Annotated in this window: 22 protein-coding genes; 18 read left to right on the top strand and 4 right to left on the bottom strand. The window is 39.3% G+C overall.

What is annotated here, in order from left to right; all coding sequences use genetic code 11:
- The first annotated feature begins 99 nt into the window (after nt 1–99).
- Both N0B29_RS03350 and bcp read left to right on the top strand, forming a co-directional pair.
- Nucleotides 100–1518 carry an aldehyde dehydrogenase family protein gene (locus N0B29_RS03350; protein WP_263832271.1) on the top strand — a complete coding sequence of 473 codons (1419 nt, stop codon included), beginning with the start codon at nt 100–102 and terminating at the stop codon, nt 1516–1518.
- A gap of 23 nt (nt 1519–1541) precedes the next feature.
- Nucleotides 1542–2006 carry a thioredoxin-dependent thiol peroxidase gene (gene bcp / locus N0B29_RS03345; RefSeq protein ID WP_263832270.1) on the top strand — a complete coding sequence of 155 codons (465 nt, stop codon included), beginning with the start codon at nt 1542–1544 and terminating at the stop codon, nt 2004–2006.
- 19 nt (nt 2007–2025) lie between these two features.
- Here bcp and N0B29_RS03340 read toward each other — a convergent pair whose 3' ends face one another.
- Nucleotides 2026–4875 (bottom strand): DUF748 domain-containing protein, encoded by a 2850-nt coding sequence (locus N0B29_RS03340; RefSeq protein WP_263832269.1) that lies wholly within the window; start codon nt 4873–4875, stop codon nt 2026–2028.
- Between the two features lie 145 nt (nt 4876–5020).
- Between N0B29_RS03340 and N0B29_RS03335 the strand changes: the two genes are divergently transcribed.
- The 8 genes from N0B29_RS03335 to N0B29_RS03300 all read left to right on the top strand — a co-directional run bounded on the left by N0B29_RS03335 (nt 5021) and on the right by N0B29_RS03300 (nt 14163).
- Entirely contained in the window at nt 5021–6109 is a 1089-nt protein-coding gene (locus N0B29_RS03335) for an epoxyqueuosine reductase QueH (RefSeq protein WP_263832268.1), read from the top strand.
- Between the two features lie 31 nt (nt 6110–6140).
- The gene (gene fabZ / locus N0B29_RS03330) at nt 6141–6590 is read left to right on the top strand and encodes a 3-hydroxyacyl-ACP dehydratase FabZ (protein WP_263832267.1); all 450 of its coding nucleotides are present in this window, start codon (nt 6141–6143) and stop codon (nt 6588–6590) included.
- A gap of 1 nt (nt 6591) precedes the next feature.
- Nucleotides 6592–7386, top strand: coding sequence for an acyl-ACP--UDP-N-acetylglucosamine O-acyltransferase (gene lpxA / locus N0B29_RS03325; protein ID WP_263832266.1), 795 nt, complete (start codon nt 6592–6594; stop codon nt 7384–7386).
- A complete protein-coding gene (gene clpX / locus N0B29_RS03320; RefSeq protein WP_263832265.1) occupies nt 7376–8608 on the top strand; it encodes an ATP-dependent Clp protease ATP-binding subunit ClpX in 1233 nt (410 codons plus the stop codon). The genes lpxA and clpX overlap by 11 nt, the downstream gene beginning before the upstream one ends.
- Before the next feature lie 15 nt (nt 8609–8623).
- Nucleotides 8624–9658, top strand: coding sequence for a rod shape-determining protein (locus N0B29_RS03315; protein WP_037959038.1), 1035 nt, complete (start codon nt 8624–8626; stop codon nt 9656–9658).
- 31 nt (nt 9659–9689) lie between these two features.
- Complete coding sequence (gene mreC / locus N0B29_RS03310; protein WP_263832264.1) at nt 9690–10397, top strand: rod shape-determining protein MreC; 708 nt, start codon at nt 9690–9692, stop codon at nt 10395–10397.
- Nucleotides 10398–10458: 61 nt separating this feature from the next.
- Complete coding sequence (gene carB, locus N0B29_RS03305) at nt 10459–13716, top strand: carbamoyl-phosphate synthase large subunit (protein ID WP_263832263.1); 3258 nt, start codon at nt 10459–10461, stop codon at nt 13714–13716.
- Nucleotides 13717–13722: 6 nt separating this feature from the next.
- Nucleotides 13723–14163 carry a Sua5 YciO YrdC YwlC family protein gene (locus N0B29_RS03300; protein ID WP_263832262.1) on the top strand — a complete coding sequence of 147 codons (441 nt, stop codon included), beginning with the start codon at nt 13723–13725 and terminating at the stop codon, nt 14161–14163.
- Between the two features lie 30 nt (nt 14164–14193).
- Here the strand turns inward: N0B29_RS03300 and N0B29_RS03295 are convergent, their stop codons facing one another.
- Nucleotides 14194–14760, bottom strand: a complete 567-nt coding sequence (locus tag N0B29_RS03295; protein ID WP_263832261.1) for a hypothetical protein — start codon at nt 14758–14760, stop codon at nt 14194–14196.
- A gap of 113 nt (nt 14761–14873) precedes the next feature.
- Here N0B29_RS03295 and N0B29_RS03290 point away from each other — a divergent pair, with 113 nt between their 5' ends.
- Complete coding sequence (locus N0B29_RS03290; protein ID WP_263832260.1) at nt 14874–15497, top strand: TetR/AcrR family transcriptional regulator; 624 nt, start codon at nt 14874–14876, stop codon at nt 15495–15497.
- Between the two features lie 30 nt (nt 15498–15527).
- On the top strand, nt 15528–16151 hold the full coding sequence (locus N0B29_RS03285) for a hypothetical protein (RefSeq protein WP_263832259.1): 624 nt from the start codon (nt 15528–15530) through the stop codon (nt 16149–16151).
- Nucleotides 16152–16512: 361 nt separating this feature from the next.
- On the opposite strand, the gene N0B29_RS03280 is transcribed toward N0B29_RS03285, so the two are convergent.
- Complete coding sequence (locus tag N0B29_RS03280; protein WP_263832258.1) at nt 16513–17157, bottom strand: tRNA threonylcarbamoyladenosine dehydratase; 645 nt, start codon at nt 17155–17157, stop codon at nt 16513–16515.
- A complete protein-coding gene (gene surE, locus N0B29_RS03275) occupies nt 17157–17942 on the bottom strand; it encodes a 5'/3'-nucleotidase SurE (protein ID WP_263832257.1) in 786 nt (261 codons plus the stop codon). Before surE ends, N0B29_RS03280 begins: the two co-directional genes overlap by 1 nt.
- Nucleotides 17943–18210: 268 nt before the next feature.
- Between surE and lpxB the strand changes: the two genes are divergently transcribed.
- From lpxB to N0B29_RS03245, 6 genes are all read left to right on the top strand, one after another.
- Nucleotides 18211–19242 carry a lipid-A-disaccharide synthase gene (lpxB, locus tag N0B29_RS03270; protein ID WP_263832256.1) on the top strand — a complete coding sequence of 344 codons (1032 nt, stop codon included), beginning with the start codon at nt 18211–18213 and terminating at the stop codon, nt 19240–19242.
- A 126-nt stretch (nt 19243–19368) separates the two neighbouring features.
- A complete protein-coding gene (gene greA, locus N0B29_RS03265; RefSeq protein ID WP_263832255.1) occupies nt 19369–19866 on the top strand; it encodes a transcription elongation factor GreA in 498 nt (165 codons plus the stop codon).
- Between the two features lie 2 nt (nt 19867–19868).
- Complete coding sequence (gene argC / locus N0B29_RS03260) at nt 19869–20882, top strand: N-acetyl-gamma-glutamyl-phosphate reductase (RefSeq protein ID WP_263832254.1); 1014 nt, start codon at nt 19869–19871, stop codon at nt 20880–20882.
- Nucleotides 20872–21606 (top strand): UDP-2,3-diacylglucosamine diphosphatase, encoded by a 735-nt coding sequence (locus N0B29_RS03255; RefSeq protein ID WP_263832253.1) that lies wholly within the window; start codon nt 20872–20874, stop codon nt 21604–21606. Before argC ends, N0B29_RS03255 begins: the two co-directional genes overlap by 11 nt.
- Entirely contained in the window at nt 21599–22549 is a 951-nt protein-coding gene (locus N0B29_RS03250; RefSeq protein WP_263832252.1) for a chemotaxis protein, read from the top strand. The genes N0B29_RS03255 and N0B29_RS03250 overlap by 8 nt, the downstream gene beginning before the upstream one ends.
- 10 nt (nt 22550–22559) lie before the next feature.
- On the top strand, nt 22560–24911 hold the full coding sequence (locus N0B29_RS03245) for a hybrid sensor histidine kinase/response regulator (RefSeq protein WP_263832251.1): 2352 nt from the start codon (nt 22560–22562) through the stop codon (nt 24909–24911).
- Nucleotides 24912–24918: the final 7 nt, after the last annotated feature.

Below are 24918 nucleotides of genomic sequence, written 5' to 3'. Positions count from 1 at the left end.
TTTCTAAAGAGATACTATGTTAGCCAAAAATTAATTAAAGATAGTTTTAGTATGAAAAGTTGCGTTATAATTCAGTGACAAAAATAGAGGTAAGAACTCATGAAAGCGAATCTATACTACGGTTCTACATGTAAAGATAAAGAGCAACAAAAAGAGGTGCGTTCACCCTTCGATGGACGCGTGGTTTCAACCTTTAGTCTCTGCGATGAAATGGATGCTATAGAAGTTCTCAATATTGCACAAAAAGCAGCTTTACATGTAAAGCTGACTCCCTTGTATCAACGCATGAATTGGCTTTTGGATGTAGCCCAAAAACTAGAAGGTGAGCGTGAAAAAATAGCGCATATCATTACCGATGAAGTGGGAAAACCGATCACTTTTTCACGCGTTGAGGTTGATCGTTGTATTGAAACCATCAAACTCTCTGCCAATGCAATGTTACATGTAAACGGCGAAACGTTTGATACAACCGCAATGCCAAGTGGTAAAAAGAGTTTGGCATTTTATAAACGTGAGCCCGTGGGCGTGGTACTGGCGATTACCCCATTTAATTTTCCACTCAATCTTGTAGCTCACAAAATCGCTCCAGCACTTGTTGCGGGTAATGCCGTCATTTTAAAACCAACATCTCAAGCGCCACGCACTGCCTATGAACTCGTAAAGCTTTTCATCGAAAGTCCCTATGCACCTAAAGATGCACTCAGTCTTATTTACAGTGGTGAAGGTGTGAATGAGGCGCTTATCACCAATGATATACCTCGTGTTATTAGCTTTACGGGAAGTGTGAGTGTTGGGCGGGAGATTATGCAAAAGGCGGGTATTAAAAAAGTGGCACTTGAACTAGGTGGCAATGCGGCAACTTACATCGACGTTTCTGCCAACATTGCTCTTGCCGCAAAACGGTGTGCAGTAGGAGCGTTCATTAACTCTGGGCAAGTGTGTATTTCGCTTCAACGCATTTATGTGCATGAAAGCGTTTATGAAAGCTTTGAAAAAGCCCTTGTTGAAGAGACAAAAAGCTTACATGTAGGCTCGCCGTATGATGATCAAACCTTCATTGGACCGATGGTCAATGAGGATGCGGTCAAAAAAGCAAAACGATGGATTCAAAGTGCTATCGATGAGGGTGCAAAGCCACTGTGCGGTTTTACATGTAACGGTCTTTTGTTTGCACCAACGATTATGGCTGATGTCACCGAAGCGATGGCTATTGTGTGTGAAGAGGTGTTTGCGCCGATTGTTTCGCTCATTAAAGTAAGGGGTTATGAGGAAGCCAAAGAGAAGATGAATACTTCAGACTATGGACTTCAATACTCCATTTTTTGCAGCGATCTTGCCATGGCGCAAAGAGCGATTGATGAGCTTGAAGCAGGTGGCATTGTAATCAATGATATTCCTACCTTGCGGTTTGACTTGCAACCTTATGGGGGCATAAAGCAGAGCGGTGTGGGGAAAGAAGGACCTTATTTTGCACTGATGGATGACTATACACAGGTAAAATCTGTGGTAATATGCTGAAAAATATAAACAAAGGAAAGAGTATGTTAAAAATAGGTGACAAAGCTCCAGCTCTCAGTCTTCCGAATCAGGACAATGTTGAAATTTCACTTAGAGACCTTGAGGGCAAATGGATTGTGCTTTACTTCTACCCCAAAGACAGTACCCCTGGATGTACCACTGAGGCGTGCGATTTTACAGCAGCGCTTCCCGCATTTGAAGATCTTAATGCAGTTGTTTTAGGCATTAGTCCTGATAGCACAGCGTCGCATCAAAAATTTATAGCCAAGCAAAAACTTGAGATTACGCTTCTGTCTGATGCAAGTACCGAAGTGGCTCAAAACTACGGTGTTTGGCAACTTAAAAAGTTTTGTGGTAAAGAGTATATGGGCATTGTTCGTTCAACGTTTTTGATTGATCCAAGCGGTAAAATTGCCAAGCTTTGGACAAATGTGAAAGTAAAAGACCATGCCAATGAAGTTAAAAAAGCATTAGAAACACTTCAATAAGAGGTGTTTCTAAGCGGTTTTAATTACTCACTGAAATCGCACATCCTACCCATTCATCCCGAATGGCATCGCTGGTTTGAGGTTCATTTTTTATTAGTCTAGCGGGTGCAATTTTATGTTTTGTAATGAGGTTTTGGATAATTGCTTCTGAACGTTTTAGTGCTAAAGCTTGAAGTGTTTCTGGCGTGATGGTAATGCCCTCAGCAATTTTGGCTATTAAATTGTCGTTAATGACACCAACATCCAAATTCTCTTCTTTGTAAGTTTTTATCAGTTTACTGTAGGCATCATCGGAGTATTTTTGAATGTAAAGTTTTTTGATGGTTTTACCATAGCTATCATCTTCTTTACTTTTTTTAGGAATCAGAGCTTCAATCTGTGCAGTGACATTTTGTTCTTGAAGGGCTTTAGTATCAAGCGTTTCATTAAAACTTGGCGTAATCATAAGCTTTAGCTCACTTCGCTTTTCCAAAATCTGTTGGTATTGCCCCATTTTCTCCTCTTCAGAATCAATAATTGCATACTCACCTGCTGCAAAGTCAATACTTTTTAGGTTTTCTGTCTCAATTCCGAGCATTGAGCCTAAAAGTTTAAATGGAGAGGTCAAAATACCTCCGATAAGGTTACCAAAAGCGCGCCATACGATGCTTCCGTAGCGAAACTCAGGATCGTTGAGATCACCGCTTACGGGAAGGTCAATGTCGATTTGACCTTTGGAATCTTTTAAAATAGCGATGGCAAGACCCAACGGTAAATCGCTCGCTTCTTTACTCTCTATCTTATCACCAAGAGTGAGTGAATCAAGGTTGATCTTATTTGCACCTTCCATCAGCCCTTTTTTAATTTTATAGTTAAGATCCATAGAGAGTTTTCCCTCTTTAATGGCATAACCTACAAATTTGCCAGAGTAAGGTGTAAGTGAAGGCATATCAATATTTTTAAAAATAATTTTGAGAATGGCTCTGTTTTTAAAATCAAAAGGCAGAACGGAGCCTTCTATTTTGGCGTAGCCATACTTATCAACTTTACCTTCGAGTTTTAAAAGGGAAGGTTTGGTATTTTTTGTATCAAGGGTTGAAATAGATCCGTTAAGTTGATCGGCAAATGTTGCAAAAGGAAGAAACAGTGAAGCATCTTGAAAATGGGTTGTGCCTCGTTTTAATACGATATTACCAATGTAAATAGCCATAGTTTCTTGTGTACTGGATGCTTTTTGAGTTTTGGAAGAAGCTGGTGGTGCTTTTAAAAGATTAGCAAAATTGGTGGTTCCATCTTTTTTGACATCAAGGTTGATGTAAGGTTTGTCAAGCATGATATTTTGAATACTAAGCGCTGCAGGAGTAAGTGTGTATACGACACTTGCAACGTTGAGGGTTTCCCATGCGACAAGAGACTTTTTGTATTGATCGGCGAGTGAGAATTTTGAAATCGTTGCATCACCTTCAATTTTGAGCGTTGGCTGTTGATTAAAAGAGGCTTTTAGCTTTGCATTGAGTGACAATGCGCCATCTTGAATGAGTGTCGTGGTATAAGCTGAAATGTAAGGTTGTGCTTTTTCAAATGAGAGGTTATTGGCGTTGATGAGCATGTCAAGAGAGATGCTTGCGGGAATAAAAGTTCCTTTTAGACCAAGAGAAGCGGTGGAATCAACGGTGCTGTTAAAGTCAAAAGCGATAGATTTGTTCATATCGTGTGTGATGTTTTGGGTGGTTAGATTAAGTGGAGAGAGGTGAATCACTGTTTTGACATTTTGATCAGCTATATCGACGGTTGCTTGATTTACATGTAAAGATTTTAATGCAAACTTCCACTCAGTTGACGCCTCTTGTTTTGTTGTTGCCTGAGGTGTACTAGAAGGAGTGAAAAGACGCACTAATTTAAGGGCATACTCTTTTTCCAATGTCACATCCACAAAAGGTTTTGAAATGGTCGCTTTTTCAATGCTTATGTGGGATGTTTGCAAATCAAAATCAATCGTGTCTAGTTTAAGGGATGGAACTTCAATGACAGTTTTTTTCTCTGTATCAACAAAACGAATGTTATCCAATGATGCGGTTGCTTTTTCAAAGGAGACAAGCGGTTTTTTCTTGCTAAGGTCGATTGAAAAAGGAACTTTCAGCGAGAGCTCTCCTTGCGAAAGTGTTGCAGGAATCGTTGATAAAGTGTATTTCCAAAAAGAAGCTAACGGGAGGCTTTGGATCGTAAGCTCTCCATAAAACTTTAGTGGCTCAAAAGAGGCGCTGCTTGCGAGTGAGATTTTCTCTTCATTTTGAAGCATCACTTTAAGGGCATGAATACTAAGATCATCTTTATAAAAACTGAGGTTATTGACAACGTAATTAATAGGTCCTAATGCGATTTTGAAGGGCTCTTTTGTGCGCTCATCGCTAAAGAGAGTCTCACCATTTTGAATTTCCACGTGCTCAATGACAAAAGGCATGGCGAGGGTTTCATTAGCTGTTGTATTTGTTTCTGAAGAGGTGTTTTTGGTATGAAAAAGTGTTAGAAGATTGAGCGTGCCATTGGCATCCATTTTAAGATCAACAAAGGGCTTTTCAACCAAAAGCGATTTGACGAAGAACTCTTTTTTAAACAAGGATGTAGGTTCATAATTGACGTAGAGATGCTCTAATGCCGCTACGTTGCTTCCTGTGGTATCTTGAAGTGCAAAATTGTTTACATGTAATTCAAACGTAAAGGGGTTAAAAAGTACTTTTTCGATTGAAACAGAAAGGCCCAGTTTTTCTTTTAGAAGAGTCGGTAGTTTGGTCTGTGCCCACCATGGAAGGATGATAAAACCACTGAGTGTATAGAGTAAGGGAAGAAAAATTAACCAAAATAGCACATTTTTAAGACACTTCTTCAGCATCGTATACTCCTTCTGTAAGGCTTATTTATTATACAACAAAATGCGATAGTTCTATTTAAAACATGTATTAGTTTTAGAAGGATAGATTGGTTATATGTTACCTATGTTATACTTTTTGAAAATTTATACTATGTAAAGAAATACCATGCTCGTTCATATCTGTTGCTCCGTAGACAGCCACTTTTTTTTGCAAAAACTCCAACAAAGTTATCCTGCTGAAAAACTCGTTGGTTTTTTTTATGACCCCAATATCCATCCCTTTAGTGAGTACGAATTAAGGCTTTTGGATGTCAAACGCAGTTGTGCAAAGCTTGGAATTGTTTTACATGTAGGTGATTATAACTATGAAAGTTGGATTGAAGCGGTTCGAGGGTTGGAAAAAGAACCTGAAAAAGGCAAACGATGTAACGTTTGTTTTGATAACAGGTTAGAAGAAACCGCTAGAAAAGCACTAGAAATAGGTGAAAAAACCATAACAACTACCTTGCTAACAAGTCCTAAAAAATCACTTGGGCAGCTAGAAAAATCATTGCATGCGATTGCTCAAAAATACAATCTTGAAATGGTTGCCCCTGATTTTCGCAAAGGTGGTGGAACCACACAACAGTTTGCCCTTGCCAAAGAAGCGATGCTTTATCATCAAGATTATTGTGGGTGCATTTTTGCTCTAAGCGTACAGCGTGAACAGCAAAACAGATGGGCCGATGAACTAAGCTCTCCGCTAAGACCTCAGATTTTGCCTTCTTCCATTGAAGAACGCATAGCCCTTTATGAAAAAGTAATGGAGTTAGAAGTAAAAGAGACACCTTTTAAACTGGTGCGCGAAAAGTTTTTAAATTACAGGTTGCTTCGTGCGTGGGTGAAAAATAGTAGCAAAGAGGTAATTCCGAGTTATGTCTTATTTTATTCTATATGTAAAAAAGAGTCTATCAAGTCAAAAGTAGCATTTATAACACAAGGTGTGGGCTTTTTAGCTAAAGAAGAAGCACGTTTTATCTCTCTTGAAACGTTTAATACATTTGCCAATACCAACTATAAAAATGTCAAAGAAATGCTACAAAATCCCCCAACGGTTGAAATGGAAATGGTCTTTAGAAACAGTTATTTTAAGTCACTATTTGCTTCTTTAAGTCCTCTTATCGTATTGGATGAGGTAAAAATTGATCTATATGAACTCTTCATTCAGAGTTTTACTTACCCTGACATTAGAGAAAATTTAGTATTAATTAGCTAAAATATTAGAATTTTGTTAGAAGGTTTCAAAGATGTTAATTGATGTTGTAGAGATTCAAAAAATACTTCCCCATCGCTTTCCTTTTTTGCTGGTCGATAGAATAACAGCACTTGTTCCAGGTGAGTCTATTGAAGGGTTTAAAAATATTACGATTGGTGAGCAAATTTTTCAAGGGCATTTTCCTGATCATCCAATTTACCCTGGTGTTATGATCATTGAGGGTATGGCACAAGCCGGTGGTGTGCTTGCATTTAAAAGTATGGATGAAGAGACGCAAGAAGATACAAAAGAGAAAGTAGTCTATTTTATGAGTATCGATAACGCCAAATTTAGAAGTCCTGTAAAGCCAGGAGATCAGTTAGTGTATAAACTAAATGTTCTAAAGCACAGAGGCAATATCTGGGTTTTAGATGCGAAAGCTTATGTTGACGACAAGTTAGTCGCCGAAGCAGAACTTAAAGCCATGATTGTGGACAAATAACATGCCAAATATTCACCCAACCGCCATTGTTGAAGAGGGAGCGAGTTTAGCAGACGATGTAAAAATCGGTGCTTATGCGTTTGTATCTAAAGATACCACACTCAAAAGTGGTGTTGAGGTGATGCAAGGAGCGCAAATTTACGGCGTGACCAAAGTCGGAGAAGATACTAAGATTTGTCCTTATGCCGTTATTGGTATGCCTCCACAAGATACAGGTTATAAACCTGAGGATGATGTGCGCGTCGAGATAGGTCGTAACGTCATGATTCGTGAATTTGTAACGATTAACGCCGGAACCAAAAAAGGTGGTGGCGTGACAAGAATTGGCAATAACTGTTTTATTATGATCTATTGCCACATTGCACATGACTGTCAAGTTGGCAATAATGTCATTATGGCAAATAATGCAACACTCGCAGGTCACGTACACGTAGGTTCATTTACGGTTATTGGAGGAATGACGCCGATTCATCAGTTTGTTCATATTGGAGAAGGTGTTATGATTGGTGGCGCGAGTGCCGTGAGCCAAGATATTCCGCATTTTTGTTTAGCGGAAGGAAATCGCGCGGTTGTTCGAGGACTTAACAGTGTTGGTTTGAAACGTCGTTTTGAACGAGATGACATCACTGCGATTCAAAGTGCTTACAAACAACTTTTTAGAAGCGAAAATCCTATTAAAGAGACAGCGGCTAAATTGTTGGAGAGTGAAACAAACGAGAAAGTATTGCAAATGTGCAATTTTATTATGGAATCCACACGAGGCATTCCATTTGAGAGGAAAAATAATGGTCAATAGAGAGTGTAGTTTTTGTGGCACGAAAGAGAGTAATGACACGCGTTTGATCGCAGGCGATGATGTTTTCATCTGCGAGCATTGTGTTATCTCCGCCCATAAAATCTTTTTTGGAGAAATCCCAGAGCCTTCGATGAGCAGTAACGAAGAGCCATTTAACCAAGAGCTTTTAGCTCCAAAAGAGTTGAAAAAAGTGCTCGATGATTTTGTCATTGGACAAGACCAAGCCAAAAAGATTTTTTCGGTGGGTGTTTATAACCACTATAAAAGAATTTTCAAGCAAAGTACCATTGCCGACGATACCGAAATTTCTAAATCCAATATTCTACTCATTGGACCAACAGGTAGCGGTAAAACGTTAATGGCACAAACCTTAGCACGCTTCTTGGATGTGCCTATTGCGATTTCAGACGCAACCAGTTTAACCGAAGCGGGTTATGTGGGCGAAGATGTTGAAAATATTCTTACAAAGCTTCTTCAATGTGCCAATGGCGATATTAAAAAAGCAGAGCAAGGTATTGTGTTTATTGATGAAATCGACAAAATTGCGCGCATGAGTGAAAACCGCTCTATCACCAGAGATGTTTCAGGTGAAGGTGTTCAACAAGCATTGTTAAAAATTATTGAGGGTAGTGTAGTTAATATCCCACCAAAAGGCGGACGTAAACACCCTAACCAAGATTTTATTCAAATTGATACCACAAATATCTTATTTGTTTGTGCCGGTGCATTTGATGGATTAGAAGAGATCATTAAACGACGTATTGGTAAAAATGTTTTAGGCTTTGAGCAAGAAAAACGTACAAAAAGCCAAGATGAAGGACTTTTTGATTTGGTAGAACCTGATGATTTAGTGCATTACGGTTTGATTCCAGAACTCATTGGACGTTTACATGTAACCGCAAAGCTCTCTCCTATTACACAAGCAGATATGGTACGTATTTTGACAGAGCCTAAAAATGCGATTTACAAACAGTACAAAAAACTTTTTGCAATTGATAATGTAGAGCTTTCGTTTGAAAAAGAGGCTTTAGATTCTGTGGCTGAACTTGCGATTAAGCGTAAAACAGGAGCGAGGGGTCTTCGAAGTATCATGGAAGACATTATGGTTGATGTAATGTATGAACTTCCAGAATTAGGTGGTTATGAAGTGATGATTACCAAAGATGTAGTTACAAAAGGTGAAAAGCCGCTTTATATCAAAAAAGATAAAAAAAGTGCGTAAAAAAGGATTGAAGAAATGATTTTGGATAAGATAATAGGATTTTTCTCAAGTGATATGAGTATTGACCTAGGAACAGCCAATACATTGGTATTGGTCAAAGGTAAAGGTATTATTATCAATGAGCCTTCTGTTGTCGCTGTACAACGTAACCGTTATGGAAAGCAAAATATTCTAGCGGTAGGTAAAGAGGCAAAAAACATGGTGGGTAAAACACCAGGTGATATTGAAGCCATTCGCCCAATGCGTGATGGCGTTATTGCTGATTTTGATATGACTGAAAAGATGATTCGTTACTTTATTGAGAAAGCACACAGAAGAAAAAGTTTTTTACGTCCTCGTATTATCATCTGTGTACCGTACGGTTTGACGCAAGTTGAGCGCAAAGCGGTACGTGAATCTGCAATGAGTGCGGGTGCGCGTGAAGTTTTCTTGATCGAAGAGCCTATGGCAGCAGCGATTGGTGCAGGACTTCCTGTACGTGAACCACAAGGAAGTTTAGTGGTTGATATTGGTGGTGGTACCACTGAAATCGGCGTTGTTTCACTCGGTGGTTTAGTTATCAGTAAATCAATTCGTGTTGCGGGCGATAAAATAGACCTTGCCATTGTTGATTATGTTAAGAAAAAATACAACCTTCTTATTGGTGAGCGAACCGGTGAAGAGATTAAAATCGCGATTGGTACAGCTGTTCCTATGGATGAACCTATCTCAATGATGGTTAAAGGAAGAGATCAGGTCAGTGGGCTTTTGAGTCGTATTGAACTGACCAGTGAAGATGTTAGAGATGCGATTAAAGAACCTTTGAAAGAGATTGCTGATGCCCTTAAAGACGTGCTTGAAGTTATGCCTCCTGATCTTGCCGGTGACATCGTAGAAAACGGTGTTGTTTTAACGGGCGGTGGAGCTTTGATTCGAGGCTTCGATAAATATCTCTCAGATATCGTCAAGTTGCCTGTTTTTGTCGCAGATGAGCCACTTCTTGCTGTTGCAAAAGGTACAGGTAAAGCACTCGAAGAGATTGAACTTTTACAACAATTGTCGAATGAGTAAATTTAAAATCATTGTTTTGCTAAGCATTTTTGTGTTTGTATCGTTTCGGTACAGCACAGAGGCGAGGCATATCATAGGAGGCATCAACACGAAAGTTCTTGCCTCCTATGTTGATATGAAAATGCAAGTCGAAGCTAAGATCAATGAGCATCTTTCTCAACAAGAAGAGATTCAGCGATTACGTGCCGAAAATCAAGCGTTACAAAAATCAGCAGTTCTCTCTATTGCTTTTGCAAGCAAACTGAGTGACTTGCTTAAAGAACACAATAGTACAAGTTATTATCCGAGTGTGAAGATGGTTCAAACCATAGGTTACACTAATCTTAACGACTATGGCAAAGTGTGGTTGAAGTTTGATGAGTTTAATCAAAGTAAAATTTATGGCTTATTGCAACAGGGTTCTGCTGCAGGCATTGTTGTCTCAAACGATGGTCACCCACAAGGCTTGCTTCTAAGTGATCCAAAATCCATTTTCGCAGTTTATATAGGTAACCAAAAAATGCAAGGCGTTGCCCAAGGCAATCGTAAAGAAGTTTTAGTCAAATATATCTCTCAATGGCTTCAACCTCAAGTAGGTGATGAAGTCATTACTAGTGGGCTTGATGGCATATTTTTTGAAGGCATTAAAGTCGGTATTGTCACTGAAGTGATCGAAGAAGAGTCCTCTAAAACGGTTGTTGTTAAACCCTATGCAACATCGCATGTACCTTCTTATATGCACGTGATTGTGCAAAATTAGTTTTGAATCCAGCGCCTCAGAGGCATTGGATTGAATACTACAAGTAGAATAAAGGAAAAAGATGCCAAAACGTCAAGACATTAAAACCATATTATTAATCGGATCAGGTCCTATTGTTATCGGACAGGCATGTGAATTTGACTATTCAGGAACGCAAGCAGCAAAAACTTTAAAAGAGCTCGGATACAGAGTTGTACTTGTTAACTCCAATCCAGCAACCATTATGACAGACCCTGAATTTGCAGATCGTACGTATATTGAACCGATTACTCCTGAAGTGATTGCGCGCATTATTGAGAAAGAAGGCGTTGATGCAGTTCTGCCAACCATGGGAGGACAAACAGCACTCAATGTTGCTATGACGATGCACGAACAAGGAATGCTTAAAGATATTATATTTCTAGGTGCCAATCCAGAAGCGATTAAAAAAGGTGAAGATAGACAAGCCTTCAAAGAGGCGATGATCAAAATTGGTATGGATTTACCTATTAGTGCTTATGCGTATAATTTAGAAGAGGCTTATGCTGCCGCAGAAAAAATTGGTTTTCCTTTAATTATTAGAGCATCCTATACTCTAGCAGGTGGCGGTAGTGGTGTTGCGTATAACATTGATGAATTTAAAGAGCTTGCAATGGCAGGTCTTGATGCGAGTCCAATTAATGAGATTTTGATTGAAGAGTCACTGCTTGGTTGGAAAGAGTACGAGATGGAAGTTATCCGTGATCATGCCGATAACTGTATCATTGTCTGTTCTATCGAAAACTTTGATCCGATGGGTGTTCATACGGGAGATAGTATTACCATCGCCCCCGCTTTGACATTGACCGATAAAGAGTACCAACGTATGCGAAATGCCTCTTTTGCGATTCTTCGTGAAATTGGTGTCGATACGGGCGGTAGTAACGTACAATTCTCAATCTGCCCTACTACAGGTCGTATGACTGTTATCGAGATGAACCCACGTGTAAGCCGTAGTTCTGCACTTGCTTCAAAAGCGACAGGTTATCCTATCGCAAAAGTTGCAACGCTTTTAGCGGTTGGCTTTACACTTGATGAGATTAAAAACGACATTACAGGAACGGCGGCAAGTTTTGAGCCAGTCATTGACTACATTGTGACTAAAATTCCTCGTTTTACCTTTGAAAAATTCCCATTGGCTGATTCGACACTTACCACTTCAATGAAAAGTGTGGGTGAAGTTATGGCGATTGGTCGAACCTTTAAAGAGTCATTCCAAAAAGCACTCTGCTCACTTGAAACGGGACTTAGTGGATTTGATGCGATTAAAGCGGATGACGAAAAACTCAAACATGAAATCCGCAGACCAAACTGTGATAGAGCGCTTTATGTCGGTGAAGCTTTCCGCAGAGGTTATAGCGTTGAAGACGTTTTTGCGCTGAGTAAAATTGATCCATGGTTCTTAAATCAAATCAAAGAGATCATTGATTTTGAGAAGAAAATCGATATGTTTATTCTCAACGATGAAAAACTATTACGCCAAGCTAAAACAATGGGCTTCTCTGACAAGATGATCGCAAAACTCATCAACCAAGAAGACAACTTAGAACTTACAACCAATGATATTTATTTTGCACGCAACAAACTAAACATTGACTTTGAATACAATGAAGTCGATACCTGTGCGGCGGAGTTTAAAGCACTTACCCCATATCTTTACTCAACAACCAATGTCACTAAACTTCCTGCAACTGCAAAAATTGAGGATAAACAGAAAAAAGTCATGATCATCGGCGGTGGTCCTAACCGTATTGGTCAAGGTATTGAGTTTGACTACTGTTGTGTTCATGCAGCGTATGCACTTAATGACATGGGTGTTAAAACGATTATGTACAACTGTAACCCAGAAACGGTCTCAACCGACTACGATACCAGCGACATTCTCTATTTTGAGCCGATTGATTTTGAACACGTTAGAAGCGTTGTTGAAAAAGAACAGCCAGATGGTATTATCGTTCATTTCGGTGGACAAACACCGCTCAAACTTGCTAAACGCTTGACGGTTATTGGAGCAAAAATCATCGGTACAACGGCACGCGTGATCGATATGGCTGAAGATAGAGAGAAATTTTCACAATTTATTACTGAAAACAACATCAAACAGCCAAACAATGCAACTGCAACAAGCGAAGAAGAAGCAATCGAAAAAGCAAAAGAGATCGGTTATCCTGTGCTTGTGCGCCCAAGTTATGTTTTGGGTGGAAGGGCTATGCGTATCGTTTATAATGAGAGTGAACTACGTACTTATATGAACGAAGCGGTAAGTGTAAGCCATAACTCACCTGTACTGATCGATCAATTCCTTGATCGTGCGATCGAAGTCGACGTTGATGCGATTTGTGATGGTAAAGAGGTTTACATCGGTGGTATTATGCAACACATTGAAGAAGCGGGTATTCACAGCGGTGACAGCGCATGTTCTCTGCCTTCTATCAGCCTTAGCGATGCTATTCTTACCAAAATAGAATCCCAAACCAAACAAATTGCTCTTAATCTTGGTGTTGTTGGTTTGATGAATATTCAATATGCCATTTATCAAGACGATGTCTATATGATCGAAGTCAATCCACGTGCAAGTCGTACCGTTCCATTTGTGAGTAAAGCGACAGGTATGCCAATGGCAAAAATTGCAACACGCGTTATGTTCCAAGGAAACCTCAGAGAAGCGCTTGCTTTTTATGATAAATTTGACGTTGTTCGCGAGGGCAATGGCATCTTGAAACCTAAGAAATTTGACCATGTTGCAGTTAAAGAAGCGGTCTTTCCATTTAATAAACTTCAAGGTGCAGACCTTATCTTAGGACCTGAGATGAAGTCAACGGGCGAAGTTATGGGCATTAGCAAAAACTTCCCAGCTTCGTTTGCAAAAAGCCAAATCGCTTCAGCTAACGTGCTTCCAAAAAGCGGTTCTGTCTTTATCTCTTTAGTGGACATCGACAAATCCTTTGCAAAAGAGATCGGAACGAAATTTGAAGCACTTGGCTTTAAAGTCATTGCAACGGGTGGCACGCATAAAGCACTTTGCGATGCAGGCGTGAACGCAGAGTTTGTCTATAAAATCTCTGAAGGTCGCCCAAACATCGAAGATAAACTCAAAAATGGTGACATCGCCCTTGTGATTAATACCAGCGATGCAAAATCAAGCAAAGACGATGCGAAGAAAATTCGCCAAGCGGTATTACGCTTTAAAATCCCATATTTTACCACTGTTGCAGCAGCAGCTGCAGCAACCACAGCGATAGAGTACATTCAAGACAAAAGCGCGCTTGAACCACGTGCTTTACAAGACTATCTAAACTAAAAGACCATGAACCCCGACCTTGTTTATCTAGCACAAACAGAGACAACGGCGGGGTTTCTCTCCCAAAATACAGATGCACTCTCCCGCATCAAAAATCGCCCAAGTGGTAAATCGTTTCTTATCAGTGTCGATTCTCTTCAAACGCTTCGTAGCTTTACCCGAGTTTCCAAAGAGCATAAAAATCGTGTCAGACGAGCTTCTAAAACAACCTTTGCCTATCCGTGTGGTCTTGCTATTCGCGTGGTGAAAGACAAAGAGCATTTGCAGTTTTTGAAGAAATTAAAATGGAGTTACTCGACTTCGTCCAATCCTAGCGGAAAGGGCTTTGATGAAATTTATGCCCAAGAGAAAGCCGATGTCATACTCTTTACATGTAAAGGTTTTTTTGAAGATAAACCTTCATCTATTTACAGACTTGGAAAAAGAAAAATGAGGAAACTACGGTAAGGTTTAATTTACATGTAAATGAAGTTTAGCTCAAACTTTTAGAACATGATAAATGGATTCTATCTGTCTTCTGTGTACCCACGTATGAATGAACATAAAAGCACTCCATTCAAGATTGTTAAATTCGACAAACCATGGATGTTTTTTTGTCATAACAGATTTCTTTTTCGGTAGAGACTTTATAAAAGCGTTGTATGTTTCGACCAAAGTTAAAAATACTTCAAGTGTATCGGCGCTATTTGCATGAGGTTTAACGCCTGCTATGGTAATCTCTTGTGTGAATTCTTCTTCGTTTGTGAGCGTCTGGATGAGGTCGATAATGCCATTACCGACAATGACAAGGTGTTCTAACACCATATTGACCGAGAAGTCTCTGCTGTTATCTTCTATACCGAAAATTCTGTCTATTAAAACTCTTTTTTGAAGATCGTCTTTTTGAATGTGACGGACAATGGTTTCTATCTTCTTAACTTCTTGGTTGAAACATTTTAAGGCAAATTCCCATGTAAATACAAACTTCACGCTTGGCACTAAAAAGGTTTTTATGAAGAACTTTTCATGTAAGGGTAGTCCACATCCAGGTTCTTTTAATTTCATCTCATATCCTTTTTAGTTTAGAAAATTCTATGCCAATGTTTATTTAATAAAGCTTAAAATTAGAGTAATTACTCTAATTTAGTGTTTATACTCTAAAGTGTTATAATACTCTCATGAAAAAAAATGTATCGCTTACAAAAGAAAAAATAAAAACAACAACGCTTTTTCTCTGTAATGAGAGTGATTCATTGTCTGTAAGTACAAATCATATTGCTAAAAAGCTCGGAATATCTCCTGGAAACCTTTACTATCACTACAAAAATAAAGAAGCAATCATACGAGATATTTACCATGATATGTCAGTTACATTTGAATCTTTCAATAGTTTTGAGCAAATACTAAGCGCTCAAAATCCCTTAAAAGAGTTGGATAGCATGTTTGATAGATACGGTGAGCTGTTTTGGGAGTATCGGTTTTTGATGAGAGATTCGGCTTTGCTGATGGCAATAGATCCTGAATTAAAAACAATGTTCGCAAAAAATCAAGCTATAAGAGTTGAACAAATAGAATTGCTTCTAAAATTTTTAATTGATGAAGAGATCCTTGAGCCTATCCCCAAAGAGCAGATACACAAGCGAGCTAAACTTAATTGGTTTATATCGGCTTATTGGCAAGTGTTTACATCGACGTATGATGTTATCTCAAAGGAGTCTATCCGTGAGACAAAAGAGATACTTTTTGAGTTACAAATTTATCCATTCTTATCGCAAAAAGGTAAAAATCTTTTAAGTGAATAACGTATATGAAAAAGTGAGGACATAGTGATTATGAATCTAAAAAAACTCCAAGAGGCGGAAGCCTATTTTTTAGAACTTTACCCACAAGGTGTTGAAGATGTAGGGCTTCAACCGATCATCAAAAGGCACAATACCGCAAAAATTGGTGAACAAGTCCGTGAAATGTTTGCCAAAGAGAATTTCTCACAGCCTGAACTCATCTGCGAAAACTTCGCCAAAATCGCCTCAAAGTCAACCCTCATTTCACTCTTTGAAAAACCAAAGGTAAGAGATATGGTCAAGTCCATGCGTATGGAGCGAAGAGATATGCTCTGCATTGGTCTGTATGAAATGCTTTATGGCGATCAAAAAGAGGGATTTGAAACAATGGTTGAAGTGCTCTCTTTTTATAGTTTGGCAAAATGGCCTATCGTAACGCTCATTCCTTATTATTTTTACAGAGATAAAGAGTTTTTTATCAAGCCTACAACCACCAAAAATATCATCGCTTTTTTTGAGATAGAAGGTTTAGTCTATAAGCCAAAACCGAGTTATGAATTTTACGTGAAGTATAAAAAAGTTTTAGAAGAGATGAAAGCAAACGTTGGAGAAAAGATAAGCCACGATGACAATGCTGCCTTTACAGGCTTTTTAATGATGGCGATGGAAGAATAGACAAGTTTTTATTTTTACATGTAAAGATAAAATGGGGTAAAAAATTAAAAGTTTAGCTTGCATAAAGTCTCCAAACTCTTTGATTGTGAATTAATTTTTAAATTCACGGATTATATTTAGACCAAAATAGCCTAGTATAATAAATGCAAATGTTGAAAAGGAAGTTGCCAAATTTTCATATTTTAATGCAAGCAAAAAGAAACAAATTATTGTCACAATTAAAATGAGAGTTGATGGTTTTTCTTTTAGTGAGTTTACTATTGAATTAAAATCTACTTTCAATATTTGCCTTTATTTAATAATTGATTTTTGAGAAGGATCATTTTAAAAAAAGATGATCCTTCTGTTTTTAGATCTAAGCCTACATCTTCCCCGTAATCTTCCGAATTGCCAATGAAGCAAGCGTTAAACCAAACGAAGCTGTCACACACATCAAACTTCCCATCTCTTTACAAATAGGTTTTTCATCGGAAAAGACGGTTAAAAATGTGCCTTGAAAGCCACTTTTTTTAAGTCCTTCTCGAAAGCTTTTAGCGAGCATATCGCCATACGTGTCCCAAATAGGGGCATAATGAATTTTGGTAGGGTCGATTTTTTTTGCCCCACCTGCGGAACTTAGAAGTTTAGTATGGGCTTTGTGCGCTACGGCGATTTTGGCTTCCATATCATCAATGGCGTCAATGACGATGTCATAAGGCTCGAAGTCAAAGTTCTCGACCCATTCAGGGGTTACTTTTGCCTCAATAGGCGTGACGCCTTTATAGAGGCTTGCCATGTGTAAGACCTTCACTTCTCCCACAGCTTCGCTTCCTAGTTGTCTGTTTTGGTTGGTTACGTCATAGCGGTCAAAATCGACGATGGTAATGTCACTAATTCCTGTACGATACATGGCATCCAAACAAGGACTTCCGACACCGCCAATGCCTAAAAGAAGGACTTTGGCACGTTGTAGTTTTTCAAAGTCTTCACCAAAAACGCGTCTAACACGTGAATAACGATCTTCCATTATTGTATCCATTGTTTTAAATTTTCAAGTTCATCGTGTGCAGTCATGTCGAGTTTTATAGGCGTAATGGAGATGTAGCCTTCATCGATGGCGCTTAGGTCACAGTCTGCTTTTTCACTTTTTCTCCACTCGAGCGTGTGAACGCCGAGCCAGTAGTACTCTTCACCTCTTGGGTTGCGATGCAAATGCGCGTCATTGCCATACATTCGGTAGCCTGCACGGGTGATTTTGTAGCCTTTGCACTCATCAGGGCTAAGTGGAGGAATGTTGACATTTAAAAAGCGACGCTCGCCAAGGGGGAAAGTACCTTCTAAAATACGTTTGGCAAGATCATACACAGTTTTTTCCGCCAAATCATAGCCATGGGTTAATTCAATGTTTTGAACCCCACCCGTATAGACTTGGGAGATAGCGATGGCAGGAACACCGTGAATGGCCGCTTCCATCGCAGCACTCGCTGTGCCACTGTAGGTGATGTCTTCACCTAAATTTGAGCCTTTATTGATGCCGCTCACCACTAAATCAGGTTTACTATCACCCTCAAAAAGAGCGTTGAGCGAGAGATAGATGCAGTCTGTGGGCGTGCCATCATCGAGTTTGAAAAAATCGTCTTCAATGGCAACAAAGCGAAGTGGCCGTGTAAGGGTAAGCGAATGTCCACATGCGGATTTCTCAGAAGTAGGTGCTACGATGGTTACTTGCCCCAAAGGACGAAGTGCGCGTGCAAGGGCGTGAAGTCCTGCACTTTCAAAGCCGTCATCATTGGTAATTAAAATACGTTTCATTGAAATACCTATTTTTTATTTACATTATAACGAAAGAGGCTTATGTTAGACTTCTTTTATAACCCCTTGAAAACAGAGTATCGCTTATAGCACATCACTTTTTAAAACTAAAAATATCGCCATAGCTTCGGCTATGACTCAATTTTTAGTTTCAAAAATTAACGCACTCTAAACAAACTCTTTATCTTTTCAAGGGCTATAAAGAAAGTCTATTTTTAAGAGATTTTTGTATAGACTTCGTTTTGAAGAAAGTTTAAAAGGTACAATTTTGAAATTACTTGTTTCCGCCCTAGAACCATCAGCAAATTTACACTTAGAGCCTATTTTAAACGCCTTAGAGCAGTGTGAGATGTATGGTATTTTTGATGAGCGTTTTGGGAAGCCGTTACTACCAAGCAAAGCTTTTTCGATTATGGGATTTTTAGATGCTTTGCCTAAAATTCGCAAAGCCAAAAAAGCGATCAAGACGATGGCGCGTATGAGTTTTTTTGTAGACAAAGTCTTGCTCATCGATTCGCCTGCGTTCAATATCCCTTTGGCAAAAGCGATTAAGACGATCAATCCGAATGTCGAAATTATCTACTATATTTTGCCTCAAGTGTGGGCGTGGAAACCTAAGCGGGTGGCTGTTGTTGAAAAATATTGTGATGTGCTAGCGTCTATTTTGCCATTTGAGCAAAACTTTTACACCAAAGCAACATACGTGGGGCATCCGCTTTTAGATGAGATTCCACTGTTTAAACTCAGAGCCGACGAAACGGGCGTGATAGCCTTTTTACCAGGGAGTCGCAAAAGTGAAATACGCAGTCTTTTCCCCATTTACAAAGAGGTCGCTTCTAAAATAGAAGGCAAAGAAAAGCTTTTGGTGATTCCTCCTCATTTTAGTTATCGTGAAATTGCAGAGATTTATGGCGATATACATGACTTTAAAATTTGTCGTAACACCTACGAAGCATTTGAAAAAAGTGAATTTGCCTTTGTCTGTTCAGGTACTGCGACACTTGAGGCAGCACTTGTGGGTGTGCCTTTTGTGCTGGCGTATAAGGCTAAAGCATTTGATTATTGGATTGCACAGCAGTTTGTCAAACTCAAACATGTAGGTCTTGCCAATCTTCTTTTTGATTTTGAAAAAATGGAGCCTTTGCACCAAGAGTTTTTGCAAGAAAAAGTAACGGTTGATAATTTGCTTCAAGCGTATGAAACCATGGATAAAGAAGCCTTTTTCAACCATGCAAAAAAGCTTCGTTCTTTGCTAGGACACGGTAGCCAAGAGGCAATGATAAGCATAATGACGGTATAATTGAAGTTCTTACTAATTGTAAGAACTTTCTGCCTCAAAAGAGGCAAGCTTTAGTGCCACAGTGACCAACGTAGGTTTTTTGGCTTTGCCTAAAAGCCGTTATGAAATATACATAAGGAGATAACCATGAGCAATCAAAAAGAACCTATGACCGAATATGGTTACAAAAAATTAACACATGAACTAAGCGATCTTAAAAAAAGACAACGACCTGAGACAGTCATTGAACTTGATATTGCAAGAAGCCATGGTGATTTAAAAGAAAATGCAGAATACCATGCGGCTAAAGAGCGTTTAGCCTTTATTGATGGACGTATTGGCGAACTGAGCGATCTTGTGTCGCGTTCACATGTGATTGATCCAAGCTCTTATGAGCATGATAAAGTGCGTTTTGGCTCAACCATTATGTTAGAGAATTTAGAGACGAACGAAGAGGTGACCTATACGATTGTAGGTAGTACCGAGAGCAATCCTGATCGTGGGCTTATCTCTTATTATTCGCCCCTTGCGAAGCAGTTGATGGGGCACGGAGAAGGTGAAGAAGTAACTATCAAACTTCCATCAGGCTCACAAGCGTATGAGATACTAGAGATCGCATACCATGAGATCAATTTCGAGGAATAAAAATGTCAAAAATAGATGTAGCCATCATTGGCGCAAGCGGTTATACTGGATTAGAACTGATAAAAATTTTAATCAATCATCCGCATTTTAATATTACGTATATTGCGACAACCGAAGGTGGAATCAAAGCTTCTGAATTGCACCCAAGCTTAGAGAGTGTTTTTGAGCAAGAGGTTTTAAAAGCAGATGCTTCCGCCGTGGCAAAACATGCAAAGCTTGCTTTTTTAGCACTTCCACATAAGGCGGCAATGGGTTTTGCCAAAGAGCTTTTAGCTTTACATGTAAAGGTGGTTGACCTCTCTGCTGATTATCGCTTAGAGCTTGAAGCGTATGAAAAACATTACTGTGAGCATGAAGATAAAGAGAATTTAAAAGAGGCTGTTTATGGGCTTCCTGAGATTAATCGTGAAAAAATTAAACAAGCCAATTTGATTGCCAATCCAGGATGTTATCCAACCGCTTCGATTTTGGGCATTTTGCCATTTTTGAGTTACTTAAATAAAGAAGCGCCTATCTTCATCGATGCAAAAAGTGGTGTGTCGGGTGCGGGTAAAAAGCCAACACAAACAGCACATTTTGTCACTATCAATGAAAATATTTTTGCCTACAATCCGCTCAAACATCGTCATGAACCGGAGATTGCCGAAAAACTAAGACTTGTGAGTGGGCATCCTTTTGAGGTTAACTTTGTACCACACCTTCTTCCTGTAAGTCGTGGTATGTTGGTGAGCTCTTATTTGCAAACCAATGAAGTCATTGATGCAAAAGCTGTTCTTCAATCCTTTTATAAAAACGAGCGTTTTGTGCGTATTCGTGAAGTGCCTGTTGACATCAAGTCAACGGCAGGAACAAATTTTTGCGATATTTTCGTGAGCCAAAAAGGAAAGTCTCTTTTTGTCTCTTCAAGCATCGATAATCTTTTACGTGGCGCATCAGCCCAAGCAGTGGTGAATGCCAATTTGATGTGCGGTTTTGAAGAGCCTGCTGGAATTCCTATTATTGCCTATGTCCCCTAAACTGATTATCCAAGAAGGAGCGCTTTTTATCGCTGATGCCCATGACTCAGCCGAGCGCTCTTTCTTTTTTGATTTCCTTTTACATGTAAAACAAAATCCTCCGCCACAACTCTTTTTAATGGGTGATATGTTCGACCTTTTGGTTGGCAATGTTGCGCATGGTGTTAAGCAATATAAACGTTATATTGATCTCATTGAAGAGATTGGACAAACGTGCGAAGTGTACTATTTTGAGGGCAACCACGACTTTAATCTCTCGAAACTCTTTTTACATGTAAAGGTCATTCCCATTGAAGAGCAACCGCTTACATGTAAACTTCCCAGTGGAAAAAGCTGTCTTTTGTTGCATGGCGATAAATATGGAAGTCTTATCCATCGGTGTTATACGAAGATTATTCGTAATCAAGGTGTTTTAAAGCTCCTTAATGGATTGGACGAATTGCTTCATGGGGCTATCTCAAAAAAGATTCAAAATGACCAGCGCAAAAAAATGTTATGCAAGCGAATTGAGAATTTTACAACGCAAATACAACAGAAGCTCTCTTTGTACCCAAAAGTCGATGTGATTGCAGAGGGGCATTATCATCAAAATGTCGAATTTATGGGCTCTGGAGTGCATTATATAAATTTTTCATCTTTTGCGTGCAATCAAAGCTACTTTAGTGTACAATTTTCCACAGAGACAGAATTTGCGCAAAAGCAACTAAGGGGCTGCAATGGCTAAAGAAAGTATTTTGAAAGTAGGCTCCAACGAGATGGAGCTGGTGGACTTCCGTATTTTTAAAAAGGAAGCGAACGGTGTTTATGAGGGAATTTATGGTGTGAACGTCGCTAAAGTGCGTGAAATCATCAAAATTCCTAACCTTACAGAACTTCCAGGCGTGCCTGATTATATTGAAGGAATTTTCGATCTTCGTGGTATCGTTATTCCTGTCGTTAATCTTGCCAAATGGATGAACATTAAAGAACCAGACGATGGATCAATTAAACCTCGTATTATCATTACAGAGTTTAGCGATATTTTGATTGGTTTTGTGGTACATGAAGCCAAACGAATTCGTCGTATCAGCTGGAAAGATATTGAACCAGCATCATTTGTTGCAGGTATGGGATCCTTAGACAAAAGCCAGATTACAGGTGTGACACGTATTGAAAATGACGATGTTCTTTTGATCTTGGATCTTGAGAGCGTTGTTCAAGCCCTTGGTATTTACCAGCCAAAAATGGATATTAATGATGATCAAATCCTCAAAGTAGATGGCACAGCATTAATTCTTGATGATAGTATGACAGCACGAAAGCTTGTCAGCGATGCGCTCAAAAAAATGGGTATGCGCGTGGTTGAAGCAAAAGATGGCATGGAAGGGTTGCAAAGACTTAATGAGCTTTACACGACTTACAGTGATCGCTTAACGGATGAAGTCAAAATTATAATCAGCGATGTCGAGATGCCTCAAATGGATGGATTTCACTTTGCGGCTAATGTGAAAGAGGATGCTAGGTTTAAAAATATTCCGATCGTCTTTAACTCTTCCATTAGCGACCATTTTAGCGAGCTTAGAGGCAAAGAGGCGGGCGGTGAAGCCTATTTAACGAAATTTGATGCGTCGATTTTTTACAAAGAAGTCTCGAAAGTCATCAAAGCACACGTGAAAACAGCACAATAGGGGTAGAACGATGGAAGATATTCAAGAAATTTTAGAAGATTTTTTGGTTGAAGCGTTCGAACTTATTGAACAACTTGATCAAAACTTAGTAGAGTTAGAGGGTAATCCAGATGATTTGGAACTCCTTAACAGTATTTTTAGGGTAGCGCATACGATCAAAGGGTCGTCATCCTTTTTAAATTTTGACATCCTAACAGGGTTGACACACCACATGGAAGATGTTCTTAATAAAGCACGCCATGGTGATTTAAAACTAACACCTGAGGTTATGGATGTTGTTTTGGAGTCAATTGATCTTATGAAAAGTTTGCTTCATGCAATTCGTGATCATGGTAATGACACCTCTGTGGGTATTGATATTACCGATATTTGTCGTCGTTTAGACATCATTTCCAATGGAGAACCTGCCGCTGCAACTATCGTTGTTGAAGAACAAGTGGATGAGTCAGTAACACCTCCATACGAAGAGGATGACAATACAGACTACTCTAAATTGAGCGACAAAGAAGTTGAAGATGAAATTGAGAGACTTTTAAAAGTACGTAAAGAAGAAGATCGCAAGCGTAGAGAAAACAATGGTGCTGCAAAAGCAGCAGCTATTCCTACGCCATCATTTGAAAGTTTAAGTGATAATAATGATAGTGAAGGTGATGAAGAATCTCCAAAAGCAAGTGAGCCTGTAGCTGCAAAACGTGCTTCTGCAGAATCTGGTGCCAATGCTCCTGCGAAAAAAGAGTCTGCAAGTGCGATGGAGCAAACCATTCGTGTTGAAGTAAAACGACTTGATCACCTTATGAACTTGATCGGTGAACTTGTTTTAGGTAAAAATAGACTACTCAAAATCTATGATGACGTTGAAGAGCGTTATGAAGGTGAGAAGTTCCTAGAAGAGCTTAATCAAGTTGTTTCATCGATTTCACTGGTTACAACCGATCTTCAAATTGCGGTTATGAAAACCAGAATGCTACCAATTGCAAAAGTCTTTAACAAGTTCCCAAGAATGGTTAGAGATCTCTCACGCGAACTTGGCAAGCAAATTGAACTTGAAATTTCGGGTGAAGAGACAGAGCTTGATAAATCAATCGTTGAAGAGATTGGTGATCCTCTTGTTCACATTATTCGTAACTCATGTGATCATGGTATCGAAGATGGTGCAACAAGACGCTCTAAAGGTAAGTCTGAAACAGGTCTAATCCAACTTAAAGCTTACAATGAAGGCAATCATATCGTTATTGAAATTACCGATGATGGTAAGGGGCTTGATCCTGATCTTCTTCGTTCTAAAGCGATTGAGAAAGGTATGATCACTGAGCGTGAAGCCGATGGTATGAGTGATAAAGAAGCGTTTGCACTTATCTTTAGACCTTCACTCTCTACCGCAAAAGTGGTTACGAATGTTTCAGGTCGCGGCGTTGGAATGGATGTTGTTAAAACCAATATTGAAAAACTCAACGGTATTATTGATGTTGACAGTGAAGTAGGACATGGTACCGTTATTAAACTCAAAATTCCTCTAACATTAGCGATCATTCAAGCATTGTTAGTAGGTGCGCAAGAAGAGTACTATGCGATTCCTTTAGCATCTGTTTTAGAGACGGTTCGTATTCCTCTCGATGAGATTTATACGATTGAAGGCAAAAACGTTCTTAGACTTCGTGATGAAGTGCTTTCACTTGTACGCCTTTCAGATATCTTTGGTGTTAAACAAGTCTATGAGGGTGGCGAGCATACTTATGTTGTTGTTATCGGTCTTGCTGAGTCCAAACTAGGCGTGGTTGTCGATACACTGGTAGGTCAAGAGGAAATCGTTATTAAATCTCTTGGTGATTACCTCCAAGGCATTGAAGGCATCGCAGGCGCAACGATCCGAGGCGATGGACGCGTAACACTAATCGTGGATGTTGCAGCATTGATGAACCTTGCAAAAGGCATTACGGTTGATATTCGAGCAACGGCTGAAACAACTGTCAAAACAAAAAGTGCACCAAGTGATTATATTGTCTTAGCTGTTGATGACAGCGCGATGGATAGAAACATCATGAAAAAATCGATGGAACCAATAGGCGTCAAAGTGCTTGAAGCAAGCAATGGACAAGAAGCGCTTAATATGCTCAAATCATCAGAATATAGCATTGATGCTGTACTCATTGATATTGAGATGCCAAGAATGGATGGCTATACACTAGCAGGTGAGATTCGTAAATACTCTAAGTATAAAAACCTTCCATTGATTGCGGTTACATCACGTACGTCTAAATCAGACAGACTTAGAGGCGTTGAATCAGGCATGAGTGAATACATCACCAAACCATACTCTCCAGAATACCTTGAGAGCGTGGTAAGAAAAAATATAAAACTATAAGTGGGGA

This window comes from Sulfurospirillum oryzae (assembly GCF_025770725.1).
GTDB lineage: Bacteria > Campylobacterota > Campylobacteria > Campylobacterales > Sulfurospirillaceae > Sulfurospirillum > Sulfurospirillum oryzae.
The sequence above is the reverse complement of the archived record's forward strand: the minus strand, read 5'-3'. Positions and strand labels throughout refer to the sequence as shown.